The organism is Paenibacillus sacheonensis (genome assembly GCF_009909195.1).
GTDB classification, from domain to species: Bacteria; Bacillota; Bacilli; order Paenibacillales; family Paenibacillaceae; genus Paenibacillus_Z; species Paenibacillus_Z sacheonensis.
Genome location: NZ_JAAAMU010000003.1, coordinates 17,524 through 40,025, shown reverse-complemented (window position 1 = coordinate 40,025; position 22,502 = coordinate 17,524). Strand labels below are relative to the sequence as shown.

General features: G+C 57.8%; 16 protein-coding genes. 2 read left to right on the top strand and 14 right to left on the bottom strand.

Translation table 11 applies throughout. The annotated features are described in order from the left end of the window. Positions 1 to 450 precede the first annotated feature (450 nt). The 5 genes from GT003_RS05795 to queF all read right to left on the bottom strand — a co-directional run bounded on the left by GT003_RS05795 (position 451) and on the right by queF (position 7,085). The gene (locus GT003_RS05795; protein WP_161695399.1) at positions 451 to 951 is read right to left on the bottom strand and encodes a DinB family protein; all 501 of its coding nucleotides are present in this window, start codon (positions 949 to 951) and stop codon (positions 451 to 453) included. Positions 952 to 1,043: 92 nt separating this feature from the next. Then, on the bottom strand, positions 1,044 to 2,468 hold the full coding sequence (locus tag GT003_RS05790; RefSeq protein ID WP_161695397.1) for a glycosyltransferase family 2 protein: 1,425 nt from the start codon (positions 2,466 to 2,468) through the stop codon (positions 1,044 to 1,046). A 99-nt stretch (positions 2,469 to 2,567) separates the two neighbouring features. Next, positions 2,568 to 4,874, bottom strand: a complete 2,307-nt coding sequence (locus GT003_RS05785) for a hypothetical protein (RefSeq protein WP_161695395.1) — start codon at positions 4,872 to 4,874, stop codon at positions 2,568 to 2,570. Between the two features lie 277 nt (positions 4,875 to 5,151). Continuing rightward, on the bottom strand, positions 5,152 to 6,354 hold the full coding sequence (locus GT003_RS05780; protein WP_161695393.1) for an MFS transporter: 1,203 nt from the start codon (positions 6,352 to 6,354) through the stop codon (positions 5,152 to 5,154). Between the two features lie 227 nt (positions 6,355 to 6,581). Further along, positions 6,582 to 7,085 (bottom strand): preQ(1) synthase, encoded by a 504-nt coding sequence (gene queF, locus GT003_RS05775; protein ID WP_161695391.1) that lies wholly within the window; start codon positions 7,083 to 7,085, stop codon positions 6,582 to 6,584. A gap of 105 nt (positions 7,086 to 7,190) precedes the next feature. On the opposite strand from queF, the gene GT003_RS05770 reads away from it, so the two are divergent. After that, positions 7,191 to 7,709: a DinB family protein gene (locus tag GT003_RS05770; RefSeq protein WP_161695389.1), complete on the top strand. Its 519-nt coding sequence runs from the start codon at positions 7,191 to 7,193 to the stop codon at positions 7,707 to 7,709. A gap of 154 nt (positions 7,710 to 7,863) precedes the next feature. On the opposite strand, the gene deoC is transcribed toward GT003_RS05770, so the two are convergent. The 6 genes from deoC to GT003_RS05740 all read right to left on the bottom strand — a co-directional run bounded on the left by deoC (position 7,864) and on the right by GT003_RS05740 (position 14,385). Next, a complete protein-coding gene (gene deoC / locus GT003_RS05765) occupies positions 7,864 to 8,547 on the bottom strand; it encodes a deoxyribose-phosphate aldolase (protein WP_161695387.1) in 684 nt (227 codons plus the stop codon). Between the two features lie 26 nt (positions 8,548 to 8,573). Continuing rightward, positions 8,574 to 9,527 carry a DNA-binding transcriptional repressor DeoR gene (deoR, locus tag GT003_RS05760; protein ID WP_161695385.1) on the bottom strand — a complete coding sequence of 318 codons (954 nt, stop codon included), beginning with the start codon at positions 9,525 to 9,527 and terminating at the stop codon, positions 8,574 to 8,576. A gap of 33 nt (positions 9,528 to 9,560) precedes the next feature. Continuing rightward, positions 9,561 to 10,517 (bottom strand): ABC transporter permease, encoded by a 957-nt coding sequence (locus tag GT003_RS05755; RefSeq protein ID WP_161695383.1) that lies wholly within the window; start codon positions 10,515 to 10,517, stop codon positions 9,561 to 9,563. Positions 10,518 to 10,520: 3 nt separating this feature from the next. Continuing rightward, the gene (locus tag GT003_RS05750; protein ID WP_161695381.1) at positions 10,521 to 11,609 is read right to left on the bottom strand and encodes an ABC transporter permease; all 1,089 of its coding nucleotides are present in this window, start codon (positions 11,607 to 11,609) and stop codon (positions 10,521 to 10,523) included. Further along, positions 11,606 to 13,129 carry an ABC transporter ATP-binding protein gene (locus GT003_RS05745; protein WP_161695379.1) on the bottom strand — a complete coding sequence of 508 codons (1,524 nt, stop codon included), beginning with the start codon at positions 13,127 to 13,129 and terminating at the stop codon, positions 11,606 to 11,608. Before GT003_RS05745 ends, GT003_RS05750 begins: the two co-directional genes overlap by 4 nt. 119 nt (positions 13,130 to 13,248) lie before the next feature. After that, a complete protein-coding gene (locus tag GT003_RS05740; protein ID WP_161695377.1) occupies positions 13,249 to 14,385 on the bottom strand; it encodes a BMP family ABC transporter substrate-binding protein in 1,137 nt (378 codons plus the stop codon). A gap of 736 nt (positions 14,386 to 15,121) precedes the next feature. Between GT003_RS05740 and GT003_RS05735 the strand changes: the two genes are divergently transcribed. After that, entirely contained in the window at positions 15,122 to 15,361 is a 240-nt protein-coding gene (locus tag GT003_RS05735) for a hypothetical protein (protein WP_420831477.1), read from the top strand. Positions 15,362 to 15,531: 170 nt separating this feature from the next. Here the strand turns inward: GT003_RS05735 and GT003_RS05730 are convergent, their stop codons facing one another. The 3 genes from GT003_RS05730 to GT003_RS05720 form a co-directional block, all read right to left on the bottom strand. After that, a complete protein-coding gene (locus GT003_RS05730; protein WP_161695375.1) occupies positions 15,532 to 17,733 on the bottom strand; it encodes an acyltransferase family protein in 2,202 nt (733 codons plus the stop codon). A gap of 493 nt (positions 17,734 to 18,226) precedes the next feature. Further along, positions 18,227 to 19,666, bottom strand: a complete 1,440-nt coding sequence (locus tag GT003_RS05725) for a hypothetical protein (RefSeq protein WP_161695373.1) — start codon at positions 19,664 to 19,666, stop codon at positions 18,227 to 18,229. A gap of 163 nt (positions 19,667 to 19,829) precedes the next feature. Beyond that, positions 19,830 to 22,430, bottom strand: a complete 2,601-nt coding sequence (locus tag GT003_RS05720) for a discoidin domain-containing protein (protein ID WP_161695371.1) — start codon at positions 22,428 to 22,430, stop codon at positions 19,830 to 19,832. Between the last annotated feature and the right edge of the window lie 72 nt (positions 22,431 to 22,502).

Genomic DNA, 22,502 nt, shown 5'->3' with positions numbered 1-22,502 from the left:
CTGACGAGCTCTATTTGCCTTGCATGTCAGGTTTTTAAAATGTAACGAACCTCTCAATCGTTTTTCGCCTCAGCTGCTCCCCCGTTCAGGATTTTCTGCCGAATAACGCTGCTGAGATTCGTTAGCCCAGCGGAGGGGGTCATTTTCGGGACAATAAGGACTTCAGGTTGCGTTAGAGTTTTCGGCAGCAGGTTCGTTAGCAGTTTCGGTAACATATTCGGTAGGCTTCCTGCCCTGCTTAGTGCCCTAAAGCTACCCGGGTCTTCGCAGTTTCCTGTACGCTTATATACAGCAAAGACCGCAATCCCATTGGGACTGCGGCCTTTGTGAATTTTCGTTCAATGCGATCACTGTAATCACTGCGATCCTTGCATTATGCGGGCAACCTCTTAGAATTTCAACTCTCTTAGTCACCGCATTTGCGCCAATAACCAGTCTTCTTTCATCCGCTTACTTCGTCGGCGCCGGAATGCCCATGGTTTCCCATTCCTGCTTGGACGGGCCGTACATGCCCGCAACAGGCAAGCCGGCTTGACGCATCAGAACCGTCAGCTGTCCGCGGTGATGGATCTCGTGCTTCAGGAACGCGTACAACGTATATGCATTAGACCACTGCTGACCGAACATATCGTTGTTCTCCAGCAGCCTGCCATCGCTCCAACCCGCCGCTGCCTCCAACAGCGATGCTGCCGTCGTCCGGTACGCCTGCGCGATTGCGACGGCCGATTGCGGCGGCTCCGCGGATGCCGGCGGCGCTTGGAACTTCAATCCGATGCGCTGCAGCATGCCCGAGTCGTCATGCACGAGATGCCAAGCCAATTGGCCCAGCGTGCGGTAGCCTTCCCCGACCTGACGCTGGAGCGATTCGTCCGTCAGGACATCCAGCAGCTTCTGGGTCGCGTTCGACTCCATACGGTACTCTCCGATAAACTCGCTAACGCTTGTAAACATATTCGTTCGCCTCCAAGTGATCTAATAGGCCGCTCTTGTTCCTACTATACCCCTCATTCCCTGACAACAGCCTGTCAGTGAATCGCGAACGTTTACGAAAGGTCCTTTCCCCTCCGTTTCATGCGCCGCTCGGCAAGCTCCGGATGGCGGGCGAACAGCGCCTCGTATTTCGCTTTGGCCTCCGTCCGTCTTCCTCTCATGGACTCCAGGTCGGCGATCAACAAATCCGCCTTCCAGTCGGCGATCGCTTCGTCCGCCGAGACCGCTCCCCTGTAAGTCCGGAAGGCGGACTTCGCCTCTTCCGCATGCTGCTGCGCCTGACGCAGCGCCTCCGCGGCAAGCGCAGCCTGGGCCTGAGCCAGATGATACAGCGCATCCGGGAAATCCGGCTGCACGGCCAGCGCCTTGCGGCACGCGAGTTCCGCTTCGCGGAAATCCCGCTCCGACATATGGATGTTATGCAGCAGCTGATAGATCTGCAGATGCCTGCCAAAGCCCGGCGTGGACTCGGCGGCCGCCTCCGCCTTCAGCAGCGCTTCCTTCGCGGCGCCGCTGTGCCCGGCTGCAAGCGATTCGCGCGCATAATAGAGCAGCCATCCGGGATTGTCCGGCTCTTCCTCCGTCATGATCGCGAGCAGCCGCAGATTGCGGGCGACTTTTCCCTTCTCCGCCATTCGCTCCGGCTCGTACCCGTCGTGATGCAGACGAATGCGCACATTGCGGCGCAGAATGGCTTCGTCGTACATGTCCTCGCCCTGGATGACGACCTGCTCATGCACCCGGCCGTAATAACGCAAGCCTCGGTTCATCGGAAACAACCGCGGCATGCCGAAGTCCGTCATTTGCTTGCCCGACACGTGATTGACCTGGCTGATATTCAGCACGATATGCTCGCGCACGCGATGGAAGAGTCCCGCCGTCTCTCGGACCGCTCGAGCATCCTCCGGAAACAGCCATTCGTCGGCATCGACCCACAGCACCCAATCGCTCTGAATATGCGGCAGGGCTGCGTTCCGTTTGCCCGCAAAGTCGTCCTTCAGCGCAACGCCCTGCAGAATCTTCACGTTCGGATAACGCGCGGCGATCTCGATCGTGCCGTCCGTCGAATTGGAATCGACGATGATGATTTCGTCCACGGCACCGAGCAGGCTCTCGATGCAGCGCCCGATGCTGCGCGCTTCATTGCGCGTCAGAACAGCCGCAGCAACCGAGACGATGTACGGCGGCTCAAGCAGCCGTACGATATCCGCTCGATCCGGTCCAGCCGAACGAGACACAAGAGCCCGTTCCACGTCCGGCATCCACCGTGCTTGAGGATCCAACAGCGCTGCCCGATCGAACACGCGGCGCGCCGCATTCGCATATCCGCCATGAAGCAGCGCTTCTCCCAGATAGACCCAGCTTTGCGGAGCGAGCGGTTCGGCCTGTATGCCCGCTGTCGCGAGCTGCTCGGCCTCGTCGTATCTGCCAGCCCGCAGCGCTTCACGGACGGCATTCCGATCGTCCGGTTTGTTCATCTTTGCGCCATCCTTTCCTGCATCCCTGTCCCGGGACGGCAAGAAGGCCAGCTTCGCAAGCTGGCCTTTCCTGCAATCCGTCCGTTACTTCTCCGTTCTTTAAGCGGAGATGTCCAAGTGATTAATGTAGACGGTAATTAGCTTCGTTTTATGCCCGTCACTAATGCTTAACGTGACAAGCTCTCTGCCAAGCATCGGCGCTTCCGGATACTGAGGGTCCGCCTTGGCATTAAAATAAACGAATGCGCCATCCATGCTCGCGCCGTCGGCATCGATGAGTGAACTTCCGTTAACCGTGACCGTCAGCTCCGAATTCTCGGAGGTATCGAGCTCGTCTAGGTAGGCCGATACGTCAAGCGAAGCGCTCCAATCATTCCAGCCATCGAAGTCGACTTTTTCCTCATAAACGTACACCGGCAGCGTGAAGTGTGCGGCACCGCCTGGCAGACCGTCAGTAACATCGACGACGACGTTCCCGCTGCCAGGCTCCGTCCCGCTGATGATGATGGCGCCTTCCTCGATATCCGGTTTTGCGCTGATGGTCTCCTCATTTGAAACAGCCTTCAGCTTTCGAATCGCATCCTCCTCGCCGTCCGAAAGCCACACTTTGACCGGCTCGGCGCCTTTCTTGACGAAGACTCCGTCCGGAGACTCGTTGGGGGACCAGACATAAGGCGCGGTGTTACGACGGAGGTAAATCCTACAGGAAGCCGTTTCTCCCTCGCTATCCTTGCCTTCAACGGTTACGGACGTTCCGTATACCGAGCCCAAGGTCTGCAGCGACAGCAGGGCGTTATTCGACCATTCCATATGACTGCTAAGGCTCCCGAATAAATCGACGTCGTGGTCCGTCACTCTGTACGACGTCGCTCCCGAGAAAACGCTGCTCAAATCGATCTCGGCATTAAAGCCGCCATCCCCGTTATCCTGCAAATATTGCTGACCGATATCTTGGACGACGATGCCTGGAACGACGTGTACGTCAAACGTATCATGAATCGTCAATCCGTGACCGTCCGAAGCATCCACATTCACCGAAGAATTGGAATCCGGCGTCAGCTCTAGCTTGAGCTTCGTGCCGGCGACGGATGGCTGGACTGAACCTTCCGCGGAAGCACTGTAAGTAGCGGTGCCGTCAAAGTAGACAGATAAATCGATCGTCGTCGTCGCCTGCGCGTTTGAATACGTCTTATCGGTCAGAAGATCAGCCCATCCTTCAGGAATGATCGTAATCGTCTGCGGCACCCAATTCTCTTCGCCATCGTCGCTCGCCATGACCGTGAGTTTCGTCACGCTGGGGGAACCGGTCGTGTGCAGCTCCAGCTTCGAGCCGTTTGGCGTGACGCCGACATACTCCGAATCGATATCGAAATCGTATACTAGTTCATCCCCGTCGATATCCTCGAACATTTGCGATAAGTCAATGTCCGCCGACTGCCCGTACCGAATGCTGAACGTATTCTCATCGCCGATCGTGTGCGCGACGGGCGCATGATTCTCTGGCTCAGGCGCCCACGCCGCCGTTAACCGGAACGTCTTCGTCGCCTTCTCGCCGCTCTCGTCCGTCGCCTCCACCACGAACTCCTCCGCGCCTTCGCCGGAGCTCCCGCGCGCATGCAGCTCCAGCGTGGAGCCTTCGACGATCTTGCCGTAAGCGAACGAACCGCTCGACGCAGGACCCGGACCGTCAATCATTTCATAAGCCAGCGAATCTCCATCCTCGTCGCTGAAATAATCGCTCAGCTCGATCGACGCGTACATCGTGCTTTCGTCTTCTTCGTCCAGCAGCAGATTGACGTGCTGCGTCTCCGGATTTGCCTGCGGCGCATGATTGACCGGCGGCGCGGAACTCGTTACGGCAGCCTGCAGCAGGCGGCGGGCATCCTCCGCCGTCGTGAAGCGCTCGGGATGCGCATTGTAGTAGCGGACGACGTCGCCGACGGTCGCGGTGCCCGAGCTGTTCAGGTCCGAATTCGGCCGCACGTTCAGCGTGAATCGCTCATGGACGATTGTATCGCTCTCCGGATTCCGTACTTGCAGATCTACCTTCGTCATGCCGGTTTTATTCAGCCCGATGCGAAGGCTCTTGCCCGTCTCGCCGTCTTCGGCTACGTAGACATCCGCTACCGGCGCATTCTGTACAATGACGGTATATTCGAGCTCGTCCGCATTCTGGAAGACCTCATCCAAATCGATCGTAAAACTGTTGCCCGCGATCAGCGCGGCGCTGTACGCATTTGCCAGCAGTCCGTCGATATTCGCAATCGATTGCGGCCCCTGTTCGGTATACGCACTCGCTATAATCGGCACTGAAATTGCCAGCGGCATGACCGCGGCGGCCGCTCCGATCATCCGGGCTGCCCTTCTCGCCGAATGCTGCCGTTTCTTGCTCTTTTTCTTGGCCATGAACGATATTGTCCCCCTAACGATCACACTATTAATCTATGAACCGCCTGTCTTGCAAAGCGATTTCGAAAGCAACGCTGACCAGTCGGCAATAACTGCCTTATTCTACCGATTACTATACCATGCGCCGATTCAATAGAGAACGAGAATTAGAGAAAAATGTCAGAACATGACGAAAAGGCCGCCTCCTGAAGAGGCAGCCTCTCTTATGGATGCATCCGCACGCAGGGATGCTGCAGCCATGCTTTTACTTTGCAGTAGCTGCGTTTTAGCTAGCTCAGCTATGTCTCGCGGCAACCGACGCCTTGCCATGATTCCGCGACTTGAACAGCAGGGCGGCCAGCAGCAGCGCGCTGCCGTTGATGACGAATATCCAGCGGATCGGCATCCAGCCGCCCAATAGTCCGCCGATGATCGGCCCGGCCATCGTGGCGATCTGCGAGGAAGATTGATTCAGACTGAACGCCCGTCCCCGAAAATCCGATTCCGTCGTCTGCACGATCATCGCGTTAATCGACGGGTTCACCGCGGCGAAGAACAAGCCATAGCCGAAACGAAGAATGCCGAAACCGATATAATTGGTCGTCAGCACCTGCAGCATATTCCCGATTCCGCCGCCGATCAGACCGATGAACAATACTTTCTCGTAGCCGATCTTCCGGCCGATCTTGCCCCATCGGGGCGCCATGATGACCGTGGCGATGCCGACCGCCGAGAAGACGATGCCGGAGCTCAGCGACGCCGTGTCCTTGGGGACGCCCATCCGAAGCACGTAGACCGTAATGAGCGGCTCTAGAATCATGACGGAGAACGTGCTGATCGCGACCATCGTCAGCAGAATCGTGAAGCTGCGATTCGACAATGCATGCTTCAGGTCGTCCAGTACATGCGAGCGCGCCGCCTTCCGGTTGAAATTCTGCTCTTTCACGAGGAAGACCGCGACCAGCGCGGAGACGAGCACGATGGCACTGGAGAACAGGAACGCCTCGCGGTTACCGATATAATGACTGACCAAACCGCCGACGAGAGGCCCGAGAATGCTGCCCGTCGCTCCTGCCGTCGACATGATGCCGAGCGCATATCCCGTCTTCTCTTCCGGCGTATTCGTCGCGACCAGGGCGATCGAGGCGGGCACGAAGCCGGCCAGCAGCCCTTGGAAAATCCGGATGACCAGGAACCAGTACGGATCATGAACGAAGTAATTAATCAAATAAAGAGCGGCCAGGCTGAAGCCCGACCGGATCAACATCGGCTTGCGCCCGTATTTGTCGGCAAGCGAACCCCAATAGGGCGAGATCAGCGCGCTTGCCAGAAACGTAATGCCGAAGGCGATGCCCGACCAAGCTTCTAGATGATGCTCCACGCCAAGCTCCGTATTGAGGAAGATCGGCAGGAAAGGGATGGAGATGGAATAGGCCATGCTGCAGAAAAATACGCCCGTCCAAAGTACGATCAGATTGCGTTCCCACGAAAATTTCATTGCTTGCAGCCACGTCCTTTCGCCATTGGAAGAAGCCGATCTGCCGTTCGACGGCTCGCGCGGCTCCTCCCCTCATCAGTCTCGGATCGCTTCGATGACGCATCATCCAAGGAGGCCGAGAATGCAAGAGAGAATTCCTTTGTGCTGAGTGCGGCTTATCCGATGAAAGTCGCCGGGGTCTTGGTTACGGTTCGACAGCCTGTTCCGACCGCCGAAGGAGAGGCGGATTACCGGTTGTCGACTTTCTCCGGATACAGATCATGATTCATGAGACGATAATGCGCCATTTCTTCGAATTTGGTTCCCGGACGGCCCCAGTTCGTGTAAGGGTCGATCGAGATGCCGCCGCGCGGCGTGAATTTGCCCCATACCTCGATGTAACGCGGATTCATCAAGGCGATCAGGTCGTTCATGATGATGTTCATGCAGTCCTCATGGAAGTCGCCATGATTGCGGAAGCTGAACAGATACAGTTTGAGAGATTTGCTTTCCACCATTTTGACGTCCGGGATGTACGAGATGTAGAGGGACGCGAAGTCCGGCTGGCCCGTAATCGGGCAGAGGCTCGTAAACTCCGGCGTATTGAACTTGACGAAATAATCCCGGCCGACATGCTTGTTCTCGAACGATTCCAACACTTCCGGGCTGTAGTTAAACGAATACTGCGTGCCTTGATTGCCCAAATGCGAGATGCCGCCATGCTGCAATTCTTCCTTCGATCTTCCTGCCATTCTTGTAAACACTCCTTGTCATTATCGTTCGCGGGGGTTACGCTTGTTCTAGTAGCTTACACCCATATGCGCTAGAAATTCAACCTTTGTGAGGAGATGAAGACGATGCTCAACCGACCGCTCGCAGACGAATTCGGCGGCCACTTTGGCAATTACATCGGTCTCGTTCAGACAGACGACGTCTTGGCCCAATTCGAAAGCAACAGCAGCCTATTGCAAGCCTTATTCTCCGGCATGTCCGAAGAACAAGCCCTCTTCCGGTACGCGCCCGGCAAATGGAGCCTCAAAGAGGTGCTCGGCCATCTGGCCGATACGGAGCGCGTCATGAGCTACCGCATGATGCGCATCGCCCGCGGCGATACGACGCCTCTGCCCGGCTTCGAGCAGGACGATTACATTGCCGCCGCGAACTTCGACGGCTTCTCCGTGAAGCAGCTGCTAAGCGATTGCCAAGCGGTGCGCGCCGCGACGATCAGCCTGGCATCCACGATTGCGCCGGACGCTTGGCTGCATAAGGGAACCGCCAGCAATACGACGATGTCCGCCCGCGCGTTCGCCTGCGTCATCGCCGGACACGAGCTGCATCACTTGAACGTGGTTCGCGACCGCTACTTGCAATCCTGACCTACAATCACCGAGGAGCTGCCTCCGTGTCATGAACATGACCGGGGGCAGCTCCTTCGCGTATGGTTTGAAATTCGCTCCAGGCTGCGCACTTATCAGCCTTGTTGCCGTGCAATTCTTGCCGTGCGGCTTGCGATTATCGGAAGTTAACCCATCAATACCCTTCGCCTTTGCCGCCGCTTACGATCGCGACGCCGGCGCTCGCGCCGATCCGCGTCGCGCCTGCCGCGATGAGCGCGCGGGCGGTCTCCAGATCGCGCACGCCGCCCGATGCTTTCACGCCCATGTCGGGTCCGACCGTCTTGCGCATCAAGGCGATATCCTTCACGGTCGCGCCGCCGGGACCGAAGCCCGTGGACGTCTTGACGTAATCGGCTCCGGCGCGCTTGCAGATCTCGCTTGCCGTTACTTTCTCTGCGTCCGTCAGCAGGCCGACTTCGAGAATAACCTTCAGTAACGCGCTTCCTTGGCAAGCTTCCGCCACCGCCCGCACGTCCTTCTCCACGACCTCGAGACGTCCCGACTTCAAGGCGCCTACATTGAGCACCATATCGATTTCGGTTGCGCCGCTTGCGATCGCGTCTCTCGTCTCCGCTACTTTGACGAACGTGCTGTTCGCTCCGAGCGGGAATCCGATCACGGTCGTGATGCCGACTCCCGTGCCGTTCAGCTGCTCCTTCGCTTCCCCGACCCAGTATGGATTGACGCATACGGTCGCGAATCCGTGCTCCTTCGCCTCGGAGCATAGTTTCACGATGTCCGCGAACGCCGTCTCCGGCTTCAATGCCGTATGATCAAAGTACGCAGCCAAGGCTGCTCCTGCCAGTTCCTTATCCATGTCGATCTTTCCTTTCTCTCTCTAAGTTATGGGCGCTCCATCAGATATTTCGCCGAGAACTGGTCCGTAATCAGCACGTTCGTGTAGCGCCCGCGCAATGCCCCGTAGATGCCGTCCACCTTCCGAATGCCGCCCGCCACGAGGATGGACTGCTCCTTCTTCTTCAGGTCGTTCAAGTCGATGCCGATCGTGCGTTGATCGAGCTCCTGCGAACAGATCGTGCCGTTGATATTGAAATAGCGGGAGCAGATGTCTCCCGCCCCTTTCTCATAGATCAGCTTCAGCTCTGCCTCGTTGAAATAGTTCGCCTTGATCAGCACCGAATCTTCCGTCGGGGCGCCGACCGTCACCATCGCGATATTCGCCTTCTTGCCCAGCTCCAATATGTTGCGGATATGACGGTCGGTCTCGATCGTCTTCTTCACGATCGGGTGATCGACGATTGCCGGCAGGGGAATGAAGTACGGGACGGTGTGAAAGGCCTTGCCGAATAAGCTGATGATCTCGCTGGCATACGTGCTCGTCTCCGAATGGCTGACCCCGCCGTTCAGCTGCACGACCTTGACATCCTTCACGTGCTTATCCTGCAGGTTCAGCGCGACCTCGTACAGCGTCGTTCCCCACGTCGCCGCCACGATGTCGCCATCCTTGATGATATTGTCCAAGTACTTGGCCGCCGCTACGCCCAGGTATTTCCTGACGACGACGTCCGTGTAGTTCGGTACGTTGACAATAACGACTTTCTTGAGCCCAAATTTACGTTCGATTTTGCCGGCAAGCAGATCGTTGTTCTCGAGCGGGTCGATGATGCTGATGACCACGTACCCTTCTTCCTTTGCCTGCTGAATGAAACGGCTGACTGTCGGCCTGGACACGCCGAGCTGCTTGGCGATTTCCTGTTGGCTGTAGTCCAACTGGTAATACATACGAACGGCGTCAAGCATTTTGCCTCGTTTGTCGTCTGTGCGTTCGTCATACATTTGTTCCCAACACTCCCCTATCCCATGCAATCGTTAGCGTTTTCCGGAATCGAATACCTCCCCTGCCGCTTTCGGCGCCTGCGAGCTCTTGGAGAAAATAACGAGCGCGATCAGCGTAATCACGTATGGAAACAGTTTAAGGATGATCGGAGGAATATCCTGCAGCGCAGGGATGACCTGCGAAACGTTGGCGACCGTGCTGGCGAAGCCGAAGAACAGCGTCGCCGCCAGGATGCCGAGCGGCCGCCATTGGCCGAAGATCAGCGCCGCCAAGGACAGGAAGCCAAGACCGGCGACCGTGCCCGTGAATTCGCCGGCTATCGTGACAAGCAGAATCGCGCCGCCGAGCGAGGCGAATGCACCGGAAATCATAACCCCAATATAACGCATTCTGCGCACGTTGACACCTGCTGCTTCGGCTGCCTGCGGATATTCGCCGCAAGCGCGCAATCGCAGGCCGAACGGCGTTTTCTTCAGCACCCAAGCGCTAATCAGCACGACGGCCAGAATAAGCCACGTCGTCCAGTAGGTCTTCGTGAACAGCAGCGGTCCAAGGATCGGAATATCGGACAGCCACGGAACGTCGAAGGACTGGAAGCCGTTCGTCAAGCGGATGTTGCCGCTGCCCGTAATGTTTCGGGACAAGAATACCGTAATGGCGCCCGCGATCATATTGATCGCCGTTCCGCTGATGACCTGGTTCGCGCTCAGATGAACGCTCGCGAAAGCATGCAGCAAGGAGAAGAGGACTCCCGCCGCCAGCGCGACCAGAAGGCCAATCCATATAGCGCCCACCATATGCTGCGGCCATGCCGTCTGCAGCTTGCTGATCGTCAGCGCGCCGATGAAGGAGCCCATGACCATCAGCCCTTCCAGGCCGATATTGACGACGCCGCTTCGTTCGCTGAACAGACCGCCCAGAGCGGTGATGAGCAGCGGAATGGTGAACATGATCGCGTACGGGAAAATTTGCTCGATTGTCGTCCACATAGGTTATGCGTTCTCCTTTCCGCTGACCGGTCCGCTCGTGCCTGCGCCGCCCGTGGCAGCCCGCCGGCGGTTGACGATACGGGTGATCAATCTGTCCATCAGCACGCTCGTCGCGGCGAAATAGATAATGATCGCGATGATGGAATCCGCGATTTCCGGCGGAATATCCGTCATGGCGTTCATGAAGCCCCGGCCCGAGTACAACAGGCCGAAGAACAACGCGGAGATCAATACGCCGAGCGGCGAGTTCGCGCCGAGGAGCGCTACGGCGATTCCGTCGTATCCTTGCGTAGGCAGCACGCCGATCTGAATGTTGGCGCCGTTGCCCGCGAACTGGGCCATGCCGCCGAGACCCGCGAGCGCGCCGGAGATCAGCATCGAGGTGATGATGCTCCGGTTCACCTTGATGCCCGCGTATTCCGCGGAATGGCGGTTATAGCCGACGGCCTTAAGCTCATACCCGAGCGTCGTCTTATTGATGATGAACGCAATGATGATGACCGCGATCACCGCGACGTAAAGCCCCATGTTGATATACGAGCCGCCGAACATGTCGGAGAGGAACGTCGATTTGAGCGTTGCTTTGTCCGGCAGTAGCCGGGATTCCGTTTCCACGGATTCCGCCTTGAGGTATGCCGGTACCGCGTAATAGATCGTCCAATAGGCAATCCAGTTCATCATGATGGTGGATACGACCTCGTGAACGTTGAACCGCGCTTTCAGCAGCCCCGGGATGAACGCCCACACGGCGCCTCCAAGCAATGCCGCCACGATCATCATGAGCAGCAGCAGCGGCCTGGACGTATCGACGTTCAAGCCGATTACGGTCGCGCAGAAGCCGCCGAACAGCATTTGGCCCGCGGCGCCGATATTGAAGAGGCCCGTACGGAAAGCAAATGCCACCGACAATCCCGTGAAGATGAGCGGCGTTCCCGTCGCGAGCGTATCGCCGAGGCGCTGCGAATTCTTGAGGCCCCCTTGGAACAGGAATTTATAGCCTTCGAAAGGATCATGCCCCGTGACAGCCATCAGCACGCCGCCGCCGATCAAGCCGAACAGCACGGCGCACAGGGATATGATGAGGTTTCTCATTGTTCTCCCCCTTTGCCTACGCCGGCCATCATCAGGCCGATCTCTTGTTCGTTCGTCTCGGATGCGTTTACGACGCCGATCAATTCCCCATTATTCACGACCGCGATGCGGTCGGATACGTTAATGACCTCGTCGAGCTCAAGCGAGATCAGCAGAACCGCTTTTCCGTTGTCCCGATGCTCGATGAGCCGCTTATGAATGTATTCGATCGAGCCGACGTCGAGACCGCGCGTAGGCTGAACGGCGATGAGCAGCGAAGGATTGAGCTCGATTTCGCGGCCGATGATCGCCTTCTGCTGATTGCCGCCGGACAGCGAGCGGGTTACGGACAGCGGCCCGCGGCCCGAACGCACGTCGAAGCTGCTTAGAATGGCGCTTGCGTATTTGCGAATGGCCGACCGGTTCAGAATGCCCCGCTTGGAGAACGGCTGCCGGTTATAAACTTCGAGAATCATGTTATCCTCCAGCGTATAGTCCAGCACGAGACCGCGCTTCTGCCGATCCTCGGGGATATGCGCGATCCCTTTGTCGATCCGCGAACGGATGGAATCCCGGGTAATGTCTTGTCCATCCAAGAATATGCTTCCGCTTTCCGCTTTGCGCAGGCCGGTAATCGCCTCGACCAGCTCCGTCTGCCCGTTTCCTTCCACGCCGGCTATGCCCACGATTTCTCCGGCGCGCACGTCCAGCGAGAATTGCTTTAGTCCCGCGACGTTCTTGTTGTTCTTAACGGTCAGGTCGCTGAGCTGCAAGATCACTTCGCCCGGCTTGCTGCTTTCCTTCGAGACGGTAAACGTAACGTCCCGCCCGACCATCATTTCCGCCATCTTGGCTTCGCTCGTCGTCTTGACGTCGACCGTGCCGATCGTCTTGCCGCGGCGAATGACGGTGCACCGGTCGGCGGCCGCTTTGATTTCCTTAAGCTTATGGGTGATGACGATGATCGATTTGCCCTCTTTGACCAGATTAAGCATGATCTTGATCAGTTCTTCGATTTCCTTCGGCGTCAGAACGGCCGACGGCTCGTCGAGAATGAGCACTTCGGCGTCCCGATACAGCATTTTCAAAATCTCGACGCGCTGCTGCATGCCGACCGAGATGTCTTCGATCTTCGCGTCCGGATCGACGTTCAGGCCGTAGTGCTGCGACAGCTCCCTGATTCGGCGAGCGGCTCCCTGCAGGTTAAGCATGCCCCATGACGTAAGCTCGTTGCCCAAGATGATATTTTCGGTAACGGTAAAATTGCTGACCAGCTTAAAATGCTGATGGACCATGCCGATGCCGTAATTGTTCGCGATATTGGGATTCGCGATTTTCACCGGAGTCCCGTTGATTTGGATGCTTCCCTGGTCCGGCTGATACATGCCGAACAAAATGCTCATGAGCGTGGATTTGCCGGCTCCGTTCTCGCCGAGAAGCGCGTGAATCTCGCCTCTCCGAAGCTGCAGCGTAATGTCGTCGTTGGCTACGACGCCCGGAAACTCTTTGCGAATATTGAGCATTTCCACTACAAAATCCATACGTTACGGCCCCTTTTCGCCTTATTCGCATCATGCTTTGCGTACACGATCGATAAATAGTAACCAAAAAGAGACGGAGCCTCCGTCTCTTCTGGATATGACATGCTTATGGCAATCGTTTACTTGATCAAGTCGCCTTTTTCGGCAGCTACTTTCACGTCGCCGCTCTTCAGCTTCGTAATCGCTTCGTTCACTTTGGTCATGGTGTCTTCCGTCAGGTTCGGGTTCTCCGATGGAATGCCGACGCCGTCGTTCTTGATGTCGAACGTCAACGTTTGGCCGCCCGGGAATTTGCCTTCCTGCAATGCTTTCACCATGTCGAAGGAAGCCTCGTTGACTTTCTTCATTGCCGATGTCAAGATAACGGATTTGTCGCCTTCATATACGCCGTCTTTGTATTGGTCGCCGTCGACGCCGATGATCCAAGCGGTTTTGCCTGCTTTCGCGCGGTTCTTCGCTTCGTTGATCGCGCCCACGCCTACGCCGCCCGCCGCGGTGAAGATGACGTTCACGCCGCGGTCGTACATTTGCGCCGCAAGCTGTCCGCCTGCCGCCGAGTTGTCGAAGCTGCCTTGGTAAACAACGTTCTCTTTCTTCATGCTGATCTTCGTGCCGAGGTTATCGTTCGCGTATTTCACGCCTTGCTGGAAGCCCCAGTTGTACTTCTGGACCGGCGGAATTTCCATGCCGCCGATGAAGCCGGCTTCGCCTTCCTTCAGTTGAACCGCAGTCGCTACGCCGGCGAGGAAGCCGGACTCATGCTCCGCGAAGAAGATCGATACCGTGTTCGTGCCGACTTTCGGCGTCGGGTCTTCCGCCGTATGCGGCGAGCCGTCGATCAGAACGAAGTTGGCGTCTTTGTATTTATCTTGGGACGCATAGATGGCCGTTTCGAATTTGAAGCCCGGCACGACGATCATTTTGTAGCCTGCGTCGTACAGGTTGCCGATTTCTTTCATGTAGTCGGCTTCGGTCGTACCGGCCGGTTTCAGGTATTTGCTTGCCACGCCGAGTTCTTTCGTCGCGCGCTCCAAGCCTTCCCAAGTACCTTGGTTGAAGGATTTGTCATCAATCGTGCCAGAGTCTGTTACCATGCCGGCCTTGAATGATGGTTTCTCCCCGCCGTTGTTGGCACCGTTGTTCGTACCGCTATTGCTGCCTGTATCCGTGTTGTTGCCGCCGTTATTTTTGCTGCCGCATGCAGCCAATGCCAATACCAGCATGCAAATGACTAGCAAGCTTAAACTTTTCTTCATGTTCGAAACGCCTCATTTCCTAAAATTAAGTAGTGTACTGCCGCCCCTGAACTGAACATTTGTAAAGATCCCTATTTAACATTTGTTTGGATATGTATCAAATATACGGGGATTTAGCTATTTTGTAAATAAGTTTTGTTAAAAAGAACGTGAACTTCCGGACATCTGTGTTAATTTAGTTGACACAATGTTCACATATGCTCTTTTACCCGGATAGTATTCCCGAAAGGATGGAATTCTTCCAAATTTCTGCCGTTTTTTCAGCTTGCTTGAACCTCGGCTCGTCCGTCATTTTGAAGAAAACATGAACGCGAGCCTCGCCATGAACCGATTCGGAGGGGCAAGCGTCCCCTCTGGCTGTACGGTTATCAACCGTCTTCCCTTCGTTCCCGTAATCTACCGGCTGCGGAGATAAGATCGCTTCAGGAATAATTTACCCTATGGGACAATTCCGCAAACTTCCGCAAACGATCCTTTCCTCATTAGGCACTCTCCCGTCTGCATTGAGATCCGTCGTAACCATGAGCAGTCGATCAACCAAAACCAAGAGAGACGCTGGATCGCGCAGCGGGGATCGGTACAGCATCCATCTGCAGCCTGCCCTCTCCCCGGAGCTGCCGGTTGCAAGCGGGACATATAATTACGCCCGAGGTGGGCATTCGCTGTACCCCAGCCGTATACCGGGGCATACGTTTACTACAGCTTCCCATCTATGCTTCCAAAGGAGCGATCCGTTATGTTCATGCCCAATTCAAGCCAATCCCAAGGCAGCATGCAGCTGCAGCAAAAGGCGACGTATCTCGTCGGGACCCATGTAGGCATTTCCATGCGCAACGGACAAGGAGTATCCGGCAAGCTGTGCGGCGTGCAGGGCGGCGAAGTATACGTCCTGCAATACATGTACACCTCGCAATTCGCTACCTTCCACTATCCGTTCAACCAAATCAACGATATCTATCACTATCCGAACTGCTAAAGGAACGCATTGCTAAATGTACGAATTGTTAAACAAACGAGTTGAATGTACGAATACCTGAAAGCGCCGTCCGATACCGGCGCTTTTGTTGTCGCATCTCCGAGCGCGGCTTCTTGCATCCAGCCACGAACAAGAGAGGCCTCTCGGCCTCCCTCGTGTCCTATCCTCTTCTATTGAAGCGAGCCTGCGATCAAGTCAGCGAAGAATTCGCCGCCGCTTCGTTTCAAGTGAACGCCGTCTTTGCCGAAGAAATCCAAATGATCCTTGCTTGCGGCATACCAATCGATCAGCTTCGTGTTCGGCAGGTTTGCGGCGGCATCGGACAGCATGTCGTTGACGGTATCCTGCCACTTGCGCGGCACCCGCGTATTCACGAAGTACACGGTATGGTCCGCGCCAATGGCCTCCATCAGCTGGTCGAGCTGCTTCTCCGTGAAGGATCCGTTCGTGCCGAGCTCGATGACGACCGTCTTGCCCAGCCGGTTCTGTTTTTTCAGATCGGCGACGACGTCGTCCGCCTGCGTAAATTGCCTGCCGACCTTGCCGTCCACGACGATGCCTTGAATAAGCTTCTCCAGAAATGGCTTCGCATCCAGAATCACGGAGTCGCCGATGACGGTAATCCCGTCTGCCGCAATTGCCGGCGGGATCTCGGCCTGCTCGTCGCCGTCGTCATCCGCGGGCGGTGCGGAATCGCCGCCCGATCCGGAAGAACCCGGCTTATCCGTCGAGCCGCCCGTGCCTGCGGGATCTTTTACGCCGCTTCCGCCATGCGAGCCCCCGGCGGTTCCCGCTCCGCCAGAGCTGCCATTATCGACGGTTTCGCCCGCAGTGCCGGAATCGGCAGGCGAGCCGCCCGCAGTATCCTTTCCGCCGTTCGAATCTCCATTCGATCCAATCGCTGTTCCGTCAGGAGAGCCAGGCTTTACGCTGTCCGAGCCGCCGTTATGCGCCCCGCCCATGTCCGTGCCCGTGTCCATGCCCGGGGCTTCCGAACCTATATCGCTTTCGCTTCCCTCGTCTTGATGCGTCGATCCTGAGCCGACGTCCGGTGTCGTCCCTTGCGTACCCGAATCCGAAACGCCCTCGCCTTGGCTGTCCGACGCGCCGACGCCGACCGTTTGGCCTTCTCCCGTCTGCGCTTTGCCATTGTCTCCTTGCACCAGGTTGTTCTGATTGGAACAGGACACGCTCGCGACGACAAGCGCGCAGATGCCTGCAAGCATCAAGCCGCGGCTTCGTCCGGTCCGGCGTACCCCGCTACCGGCCACCAGCCAGCTGCGCAGCTTGCCGAGCGCGCCATGGCGGATCGGCTCCTCCACGTAACGCCAGGACAATTCCGCGAGCGCCATGGAAGCAAGCACCTGAAGCAGCGCGCGCAGCGGATGGAACTCGTCGACCTGTGCCGCCGGCGTCGTCAGCGCGATAACCGGATAATGGTACAAATAGATGCCGTAAGAGCGGGCGCCGAGCCATTGCATCGGCCTGCAGCCGATCGCGCGGGCCAGCCTGCTTGCGGGATGGGCCATCGCGGCGACGACCGCGGCTGCCGCTATGGACAGCACCACCATGCCGCCCCGGTACAAGAAAGCGTCGTATTCGCCGACCAGCGCAATCATCAGTGCCACAACGAGCAGACCGCCTGTTCCGATGGCATCCACCGCCAGCCTGGCGCGGCGCGAGATCGACGCGTTCAACTTCCAGCTCGGCCAGACGACCGCCAATGCAGCCCCGATCAGCAAACCGAACGCACGCGTGTCCGTGCCGTAATAGACACGGCTGGGATCAAGGCCAGGTACGTAGATCCAGGCCATCGCGCCCGCGGATGCAGCGGCTCCCGCCAGCATCCACAGCATCAGCCTGCCGCGCCGCTTCACGCCGCGGATCAGCAGCAGGAGCGCCATCGGCCATACGAGGTAGAATTGCTCTTCGACCGCCAGCGACCACAGATGCCCCAGCGGGGAAGGCGGTCCGAAGCTTTCGAAATAAGAGACATCGTGAAAGATAAGCCGCCAATTGCTATAGTAGAGCAGCGCCGAGACGATCTCGCCCTTCATGGAGGCGAGCCGCTCCGAATCGGTAATCAGCAGCCACGCGGTAACGAGGGCGAGCATGATCATCATCGCCGGGAGGAGCCTTCGCGCGCGGCGGATCCAGAAATCTCTCAGATCGAGCCGTCCCGATTTGGCATACTGCTTCAGTAAAATGTCCGTAATGAGGTAGCCGGAAAGGACGAAGAATATACCGACACCCAGCAAGCCGCCCGGCACCCACGAGAGGTTAAGATGATACGCAATGACCGCTAGAACCGCGATCGCCCGCAATCCGTCGAGTCCTGGCATATACCGGCTGCTTCCAACAGGTTTTGGCATAAAGCATTCTCCTTCCAGAAGGGGAAATGACCCCTCTTGCTGTCTATAATTACCGCTGATTTCGGCTACATGGACGATTATAAATCGTCCCCTAATTAATGTCGTTACAGAAGAGTTACAACTCGGCATTAAATTAGCGCGGTTGTCCTGCTGCGCCTGCTTTTTGCCTGGCCATGCCGCATCCCGAACGAACAAAAAAGAAGGAAAGGCCCAGTGGCCCTTCCTTCTCGAATCACGAGAGAAGCCCATGTTTAAATTAACGATGGATTTCTCTCTTTTATTCCATGCTCATCATAAAAGCAGCAGCCTATTTCGCGTTCGGACAATTCGGAGCCGCGCTGGGACTGAGCTCGGGGCTGAGCTCGGGATCGTGCTCGGGACTAAGCAGGCCGCAAAGCTGCTGAACGCAGCGATTGATCGGCAACTGCAGCCTTTTTTCGTCGGCCGTCCCAATCGCAGCTGTCCCAATCGCAGCTGAACCCGTAACGGCGAATCACCCGAATCGGATAACGTCCAGCGCCACGCGGGTATCGGCGGCTTCTCCCTCCGCATGGCTGCCGACGGTCACCTTCACCCTATGGCTGCCCGGGGCAAGGCCGGACGCATCGAACCATGCGGCCGAACGAGAGAGCCCATCTCCATGAGCCGCACAATCCTTCGCCTCCTGGACCGGCACGCCGTCCAGCTCGACGACCGCGACGGCGTTATTGAGCTCGCCGCACAATTGAAGCCATGTTCCCTCGAACGAGAACGAGAACGAATCCCCCGCTGCCCCGCTCCACGTGAAGTCGTCGTTGTAGCAGCCGGCGATGCCGCGTTCGCGCCGCCAGTTCCCGACGTAATCGATCGCCGGATTGGAGTCGTTCACCCGGTTCTCGATCCGCTCCGGATGAACGCCCGTCTTGGCCGCGCGGAGCGCATCGAGGAACATCGTCCCTTCCTGCTTCGTCGGCATGATGCCGGGCCCGCCTTCGTCCAGCTCGTTCCAGGCATAGATGGCCATCACGGGCGGCGAGCAGGTATGCTGCGGATTCGCATGCATCCAATCCCGCATTTCGCTTAAGTGCCCGAACCATTCGGCATAGGTCGGATACTCGAACGAGAAGCCGTAGTAGCTGGCTCCGACCGCTTGCGTCCATGCGTCGTTATGCCGCGGGCTCGGATCGATGACCGCGCTCACGCCAGGGACGATCGCAAGCCCGTGCTCGGGCTTCCGTTTGTCGCGGTCATGGCGCGCCAGCTCCGCGAAGCTGTAATGCCCTTCGCCCTTGTGGGATGCCGGCCCGTAATCCGATACGCCGTCGAACCCGAAGCGCGCCGCCGATTCGTAGTCATTTCGCATGTCGACCAAGTACGGTGCGCCAAGTCCCGCCAGCTTGCAGGCATCGGCTAGATAAGCCAGCTCCTCCGCCCATGCCGCCCCGAAGCCCCGTTCCTCGTGATCGAGAAATTCCGTATCCATCCAGAACACGAGGGGGCGATTGCCGTTCACGAGCACATACTGCGGGTCCTCCATGAGCGTCAAAAACTCAGGAACGTTCCGCTCGCGCCATCCTCTGCGCTCTTGCTGCTGCCGTCCCGCAACCCAGCCCGTCTGCAGCACGAGCGCAAATTGCAGCAGGCCGTGCTTGGCGGAAGCCAGATAGTCCTTCAGCGGATTGTTCAGCTTCCGAATGCCTTCGTGGGCATCGTCGTCAGGGTACCAGACGAATGCCCAGAAATCGAGCATCCCGTCCGCGGCCGCTTGGATCTGCTTATCGACGCGCTCCGCATGATCCGGCACTTCCGAATCGAACCAGCCGTCGATCGGTTCCCTGCTGCCGTACCGCGCGTACAGCGAGGGATCCACGAACCCCGGGTAAGAGGCATTCGTCGGAAACCAAGCATCCCATCGAATGGCGCCAGCGAGAAAAGTTCCAGTCGTTTCGTTCACTTGCAAGTCCCTCCATCGTTCCTGATGTCATTTGTTAGTCGAGCCCGTCGTACGTTTACGTTACATGAACGTTCATTCCTGCTGTCATGTCTTCCGCTTCGTTTCTCAGGTCATCGGGCTCCCATTGTCTTCGGGTCCCCATTATCGTCTGCCGCCTAAGCTATTAAGTCGCGTACAATTCGAATTCATAGATTAACGGGATATCGATGCCGGACGTAAAATAAATTCTTGCCTTCGTCCCCGTCACCGCCGCGAACGTATGCGTGCTCGGCGTCGTCACGCTGCCCATCGAGGTGCCCGTGTACGCGGTCGCCCACGACGTGCCGTTCCAGTATTCGATGCGGTAGCCCGTCGTGCGGCTGCCGTATTCCGACAGGACGGCCCGGCTGAACGTCGTGCTCGCGCCGAAATTCACTTCCACCCAGCTGCCGTTCACCGCCGCGCCGCCGGCCGTCTGCCAGACGGTCGTATAATCGCCGTCGAACGCCTGCGCCGCCGTGCGGGTCGCATCCCAGTTGGAGGAGCTGCCGTACGTCTTGCAGCGCGTCAGATTCGCGCCGCCGCAGCCGGAATTGTAAAGCTCAAATTCGTACAGGATCGGCGTACTCGTGCCGCCCGTATAGTAAATCCGCGCCTTGCTGCCCGTGACCGGAGCGAACGTGTGCGTGCTCGGAGACGCGACGCTGCCGATCGACGTGCCGGTGTAGGCCGTCGTCCACGCCGAGCCGTTCCAATATTCGATGCGGAATCCGCTCGTGCGGCTTCCGTATTCCGAGAGCACCACCTTGTCGAAGGTCGTATTGGCGCCGAAATTCACTTCGAGCCATTGCCCGTTGTAGGAACCCGGGGCGGACTGCCAGTTCGTCGACGAGTTGCCGTCGAACGCTTTGTCCGCCGTCTGCGAACCGTCCCACTGCGAGGAAGAGCTGTACGTGCGGCATAAGCCGAGATTCACGCCCGTCGTGCAGCTGGTTCCCGTATAGGCGACCGTCGGCGACCAGCTGACCGTATCCGCCGTCGCATTGCCGCTGCCCCCGTTGTTCACTTCGAAGCGGATAACGTCCCCCGCGCTGACGGCAACGGCGTCCAAATTCGCCGCGTAACCGGATTGATCATTATATCCGATCGTCTGCGGCGTTCCCGAAGCCGGCCAGATGACGCTGCCGTTCTTCGTGATGCGCGCCTTTACGCCGTCGCCGCCGGAGATGTCGCTCTTCAGTACGCGTCCGCGAAGGCTGATCGTGCCCGTGCTCGGCGCCGTCCATGCCTTGGCTGCCCAGCTGCTGGACGTCGCATTCGGAAGCAGGTTGAAGCGCGATACGTTGCCGCCCGAAGTGCCCCACCAATCATTGCCGGAATCGTAGCTGAGCGCGCCGTAGCTGCTGCCGTTGTAGAGCTGGTAAGACCAGCATGCGCTGCCCGTCGTGCAGGAGCTGCCACCCGTATTGGCCGTGCCGCTGTACTGCTTGCCGCCATTGTAGAGGCTGCTTGCGGAGGAAATGCTGATATTGTTCGTCTGCGTGAAGCCCGCGAAGCTGCCCGTCGTCAAGCCGGAGCCCAGCTCGTAATAGAGATTGTCGCTGATCGTGCCCGTCGGGTTGCTGGAGCTGTTGATCGTCTTCATCGCATAACCGTGATTGGAATCGAACGTATTGCCGGCTACCGTGTTGTTCGTATTATGGTCGAGCGCCGGGTTTCTCGGCGGATTGCCTCCGCCTAATTGCAGAAATTCCATCCCCGGACCGTTCGTATTCGAAATGTAATTGCCGTAGTAGTACGTGTTGTTCGTGTATCCTTCCATGTCGATCATCGTCTCGTCCGGCGAACCGGTGGCGGGCACGTTGTTCAACACGTTGTTGATGAAGCCGTAATTGTCGGTTTTCCAGACGAAAATGCCCGTCGTGCCCTGCGGCAGCGCCACGTAGCCGATGCTGTCCATGCGGGAGTCCATCATAATGAAGTCGGTCGTGTTGCGGATGCCCATCGGCCCTTTGGCATGATGAATGTTCAGGTTTTTAAGCCTCACGTTCAGAAAGGCGTTCTTCGTCTCCTCGCTGCTCGACGTCACCTGGTCGATAATGGTGATCGGCGCGGTCGTGTAGGCGATCTCCGAATTCGAGATGACGATATCCCGGCTCACCCACTGGCTCGTATTCGGGAAGGGCGCCGCGTTCGCGTCGATGAGAATGCCCGTCGAATAATAGACGCCGTCCGGCGTCGTCGGGCTGGCGTTGACCACGTTGTCGATGTTGTGGATGTAGAGGTTATCGAAACGCAGCCCCTCGTGGCCAAGCGTGGAATAGCTGACCCGGATGCCGTCGCCGGCGTTCGCGACCTCCAGGTTGCGCACGTTCCAGTAGGAAGGGTCGTACATGTACACCGTTCGATCGTTCGCGCTGCCGCTGCGCTGGATCTTCGGTTTGCTGCCGCTGCCGTACGCATCGAGCGTAATCCACGAGCCGCTCGTGCCGGAGCCGTGCAGCTGCAGCACTTGGTTCCACACCGCGCCCCGAGCCAGCAGAATCTGATCGCCCGGCTGGAACGTCGCCGCGTTGACCGGCGTGAAGTCGCACCACGGCGCCGCGCTGGATGTGCCCGCTCCCGCATTGCTGCAGCCGGAGCCGCTCTGGTTGTTGACGTAGTACGTCGTGTTGTTCGCGTGCGCAATTCCGCCCGCGCCCGTTAATCCGACTCCCTCTCCGGCGCCGAGCAGCAGCGCCAAGCTTGCCGCGCTTACGGACAGCTTCTTCCAAAATCGGTTCATAACTGAAGTCCCCTCTCGCTTTCGAAAATGGGCTGACTCCTCAATTGTAACCGCTTTCTTTAAGTTATGTTT

Excerpts from the sequence above, each read along its gene's own strand:
- GT003_RS05795 (WP_161695399.1), bottom strand. The coding sequence starts at position 951 with ATGTTTACAAGCGTTAGCGAGTTTATCGGAGAGTACCGTATGGAGTCG.
- GT003_RS05790 (WP_161695397.1), bottom strand. The coding sequence starts at position 2,468 with ATGAACAAACCGGACGATCGGAATGCCGTCCGTGAAGCGCTGCGGGCT.
- GT003_RS05785 (WP_161695395.1), bottom strand. The coding sequence starts at position 4,874 with ATGGCCAAGAAAAAGAGCAAGAAACGGCAGCATTCGGCGAGAAGGGCA.
- GT003_RS05780 (WP_161695393.1), bottom strand. The coding sequence starts at position 6,354 with ATGAAATTTTCGTGGGAACGCAATCTGATCGTACTTTGGACGGGCGTA.
- queF (WP_161695391.1), bottom strand. The coding sequence starts at position 7,085 with ATGGCAGGAAGATCGAAGGAAGAATTGCAGCATGGCGGCATCTCGCAT.
- GT003_RS05770 (WP_161695389.1), top strand. The coding sequence starts at position 7,191 with ATGCTCAACCGACCGCTCGCAGACGAATTCGGCGGCCACTTTGGCAAT.
- deoC (WP_161695387.1), bottom strand. The coding sequence starts at position 8,547 with ATGGATAAGGAACTGGCAGGAGCAGCCTTGGCTGCGTACTTTGATCAT.
- deoR (WP_161695385.1), bottom strand. The coding sequence starts at position 9,527 with ATGTATGACGAACGCACAGACGACAAACGAGGCAAAATGCTTGACGCC.
- GT003_RS05755 (WP_161695383.1), bottom strand. The coding sequence starts at position 10,517 with ATGTGGACGACAATCGAGCAAATTTTCCCGTACGCGATCATGTTCACC.
- GT003_RS05750 (WP_161695381.1), bottom strand. The coding sequence starts at position 11,609 with ATGAGAAACCTCATCATATCCCTGTGCGCCGTGCTGTTCGGCTTGATC.
- GT003_RS05745 (WP_161695379.1), bottom strand. The coding sequence starts at position 13,129 with ATGGATTTTGTAGTGGAAATGCTCAATATTCGCAAAGAGTTTCCGGGC.
- GT003_RS05740 (WP_161695377.1), bottom strand. The coding sequence starts at position 14,385 with ATGAAGAAAAGTTTAAGCTTGCTAGTCATTTGCATGCTGGTATTGGCA.
- GT003_RS05735 (WP_420831477.1), top strand. The coding sequence starts at position 15,122 with ATGTTCATGCCCAATTCAAGCCAATCCCAAGGCAGCATGCAGCTGCAG.
- GT003_RS05730 (WP_161695375.1), bottom strand. The coding sequence starts at position 17,733 with ATGCCAAAACCTGTTGGAAGCAGCCGGTATATGCCAGGACTCGACGGA.
- GT003_RS05720 (WP_161695371.1), bottom strand. The coding sequence starts at position 22,430 with ATGAACCGATTTTGGAAGAAGCTGTCCGTAAGCGCGGCAAGCTTGGCG.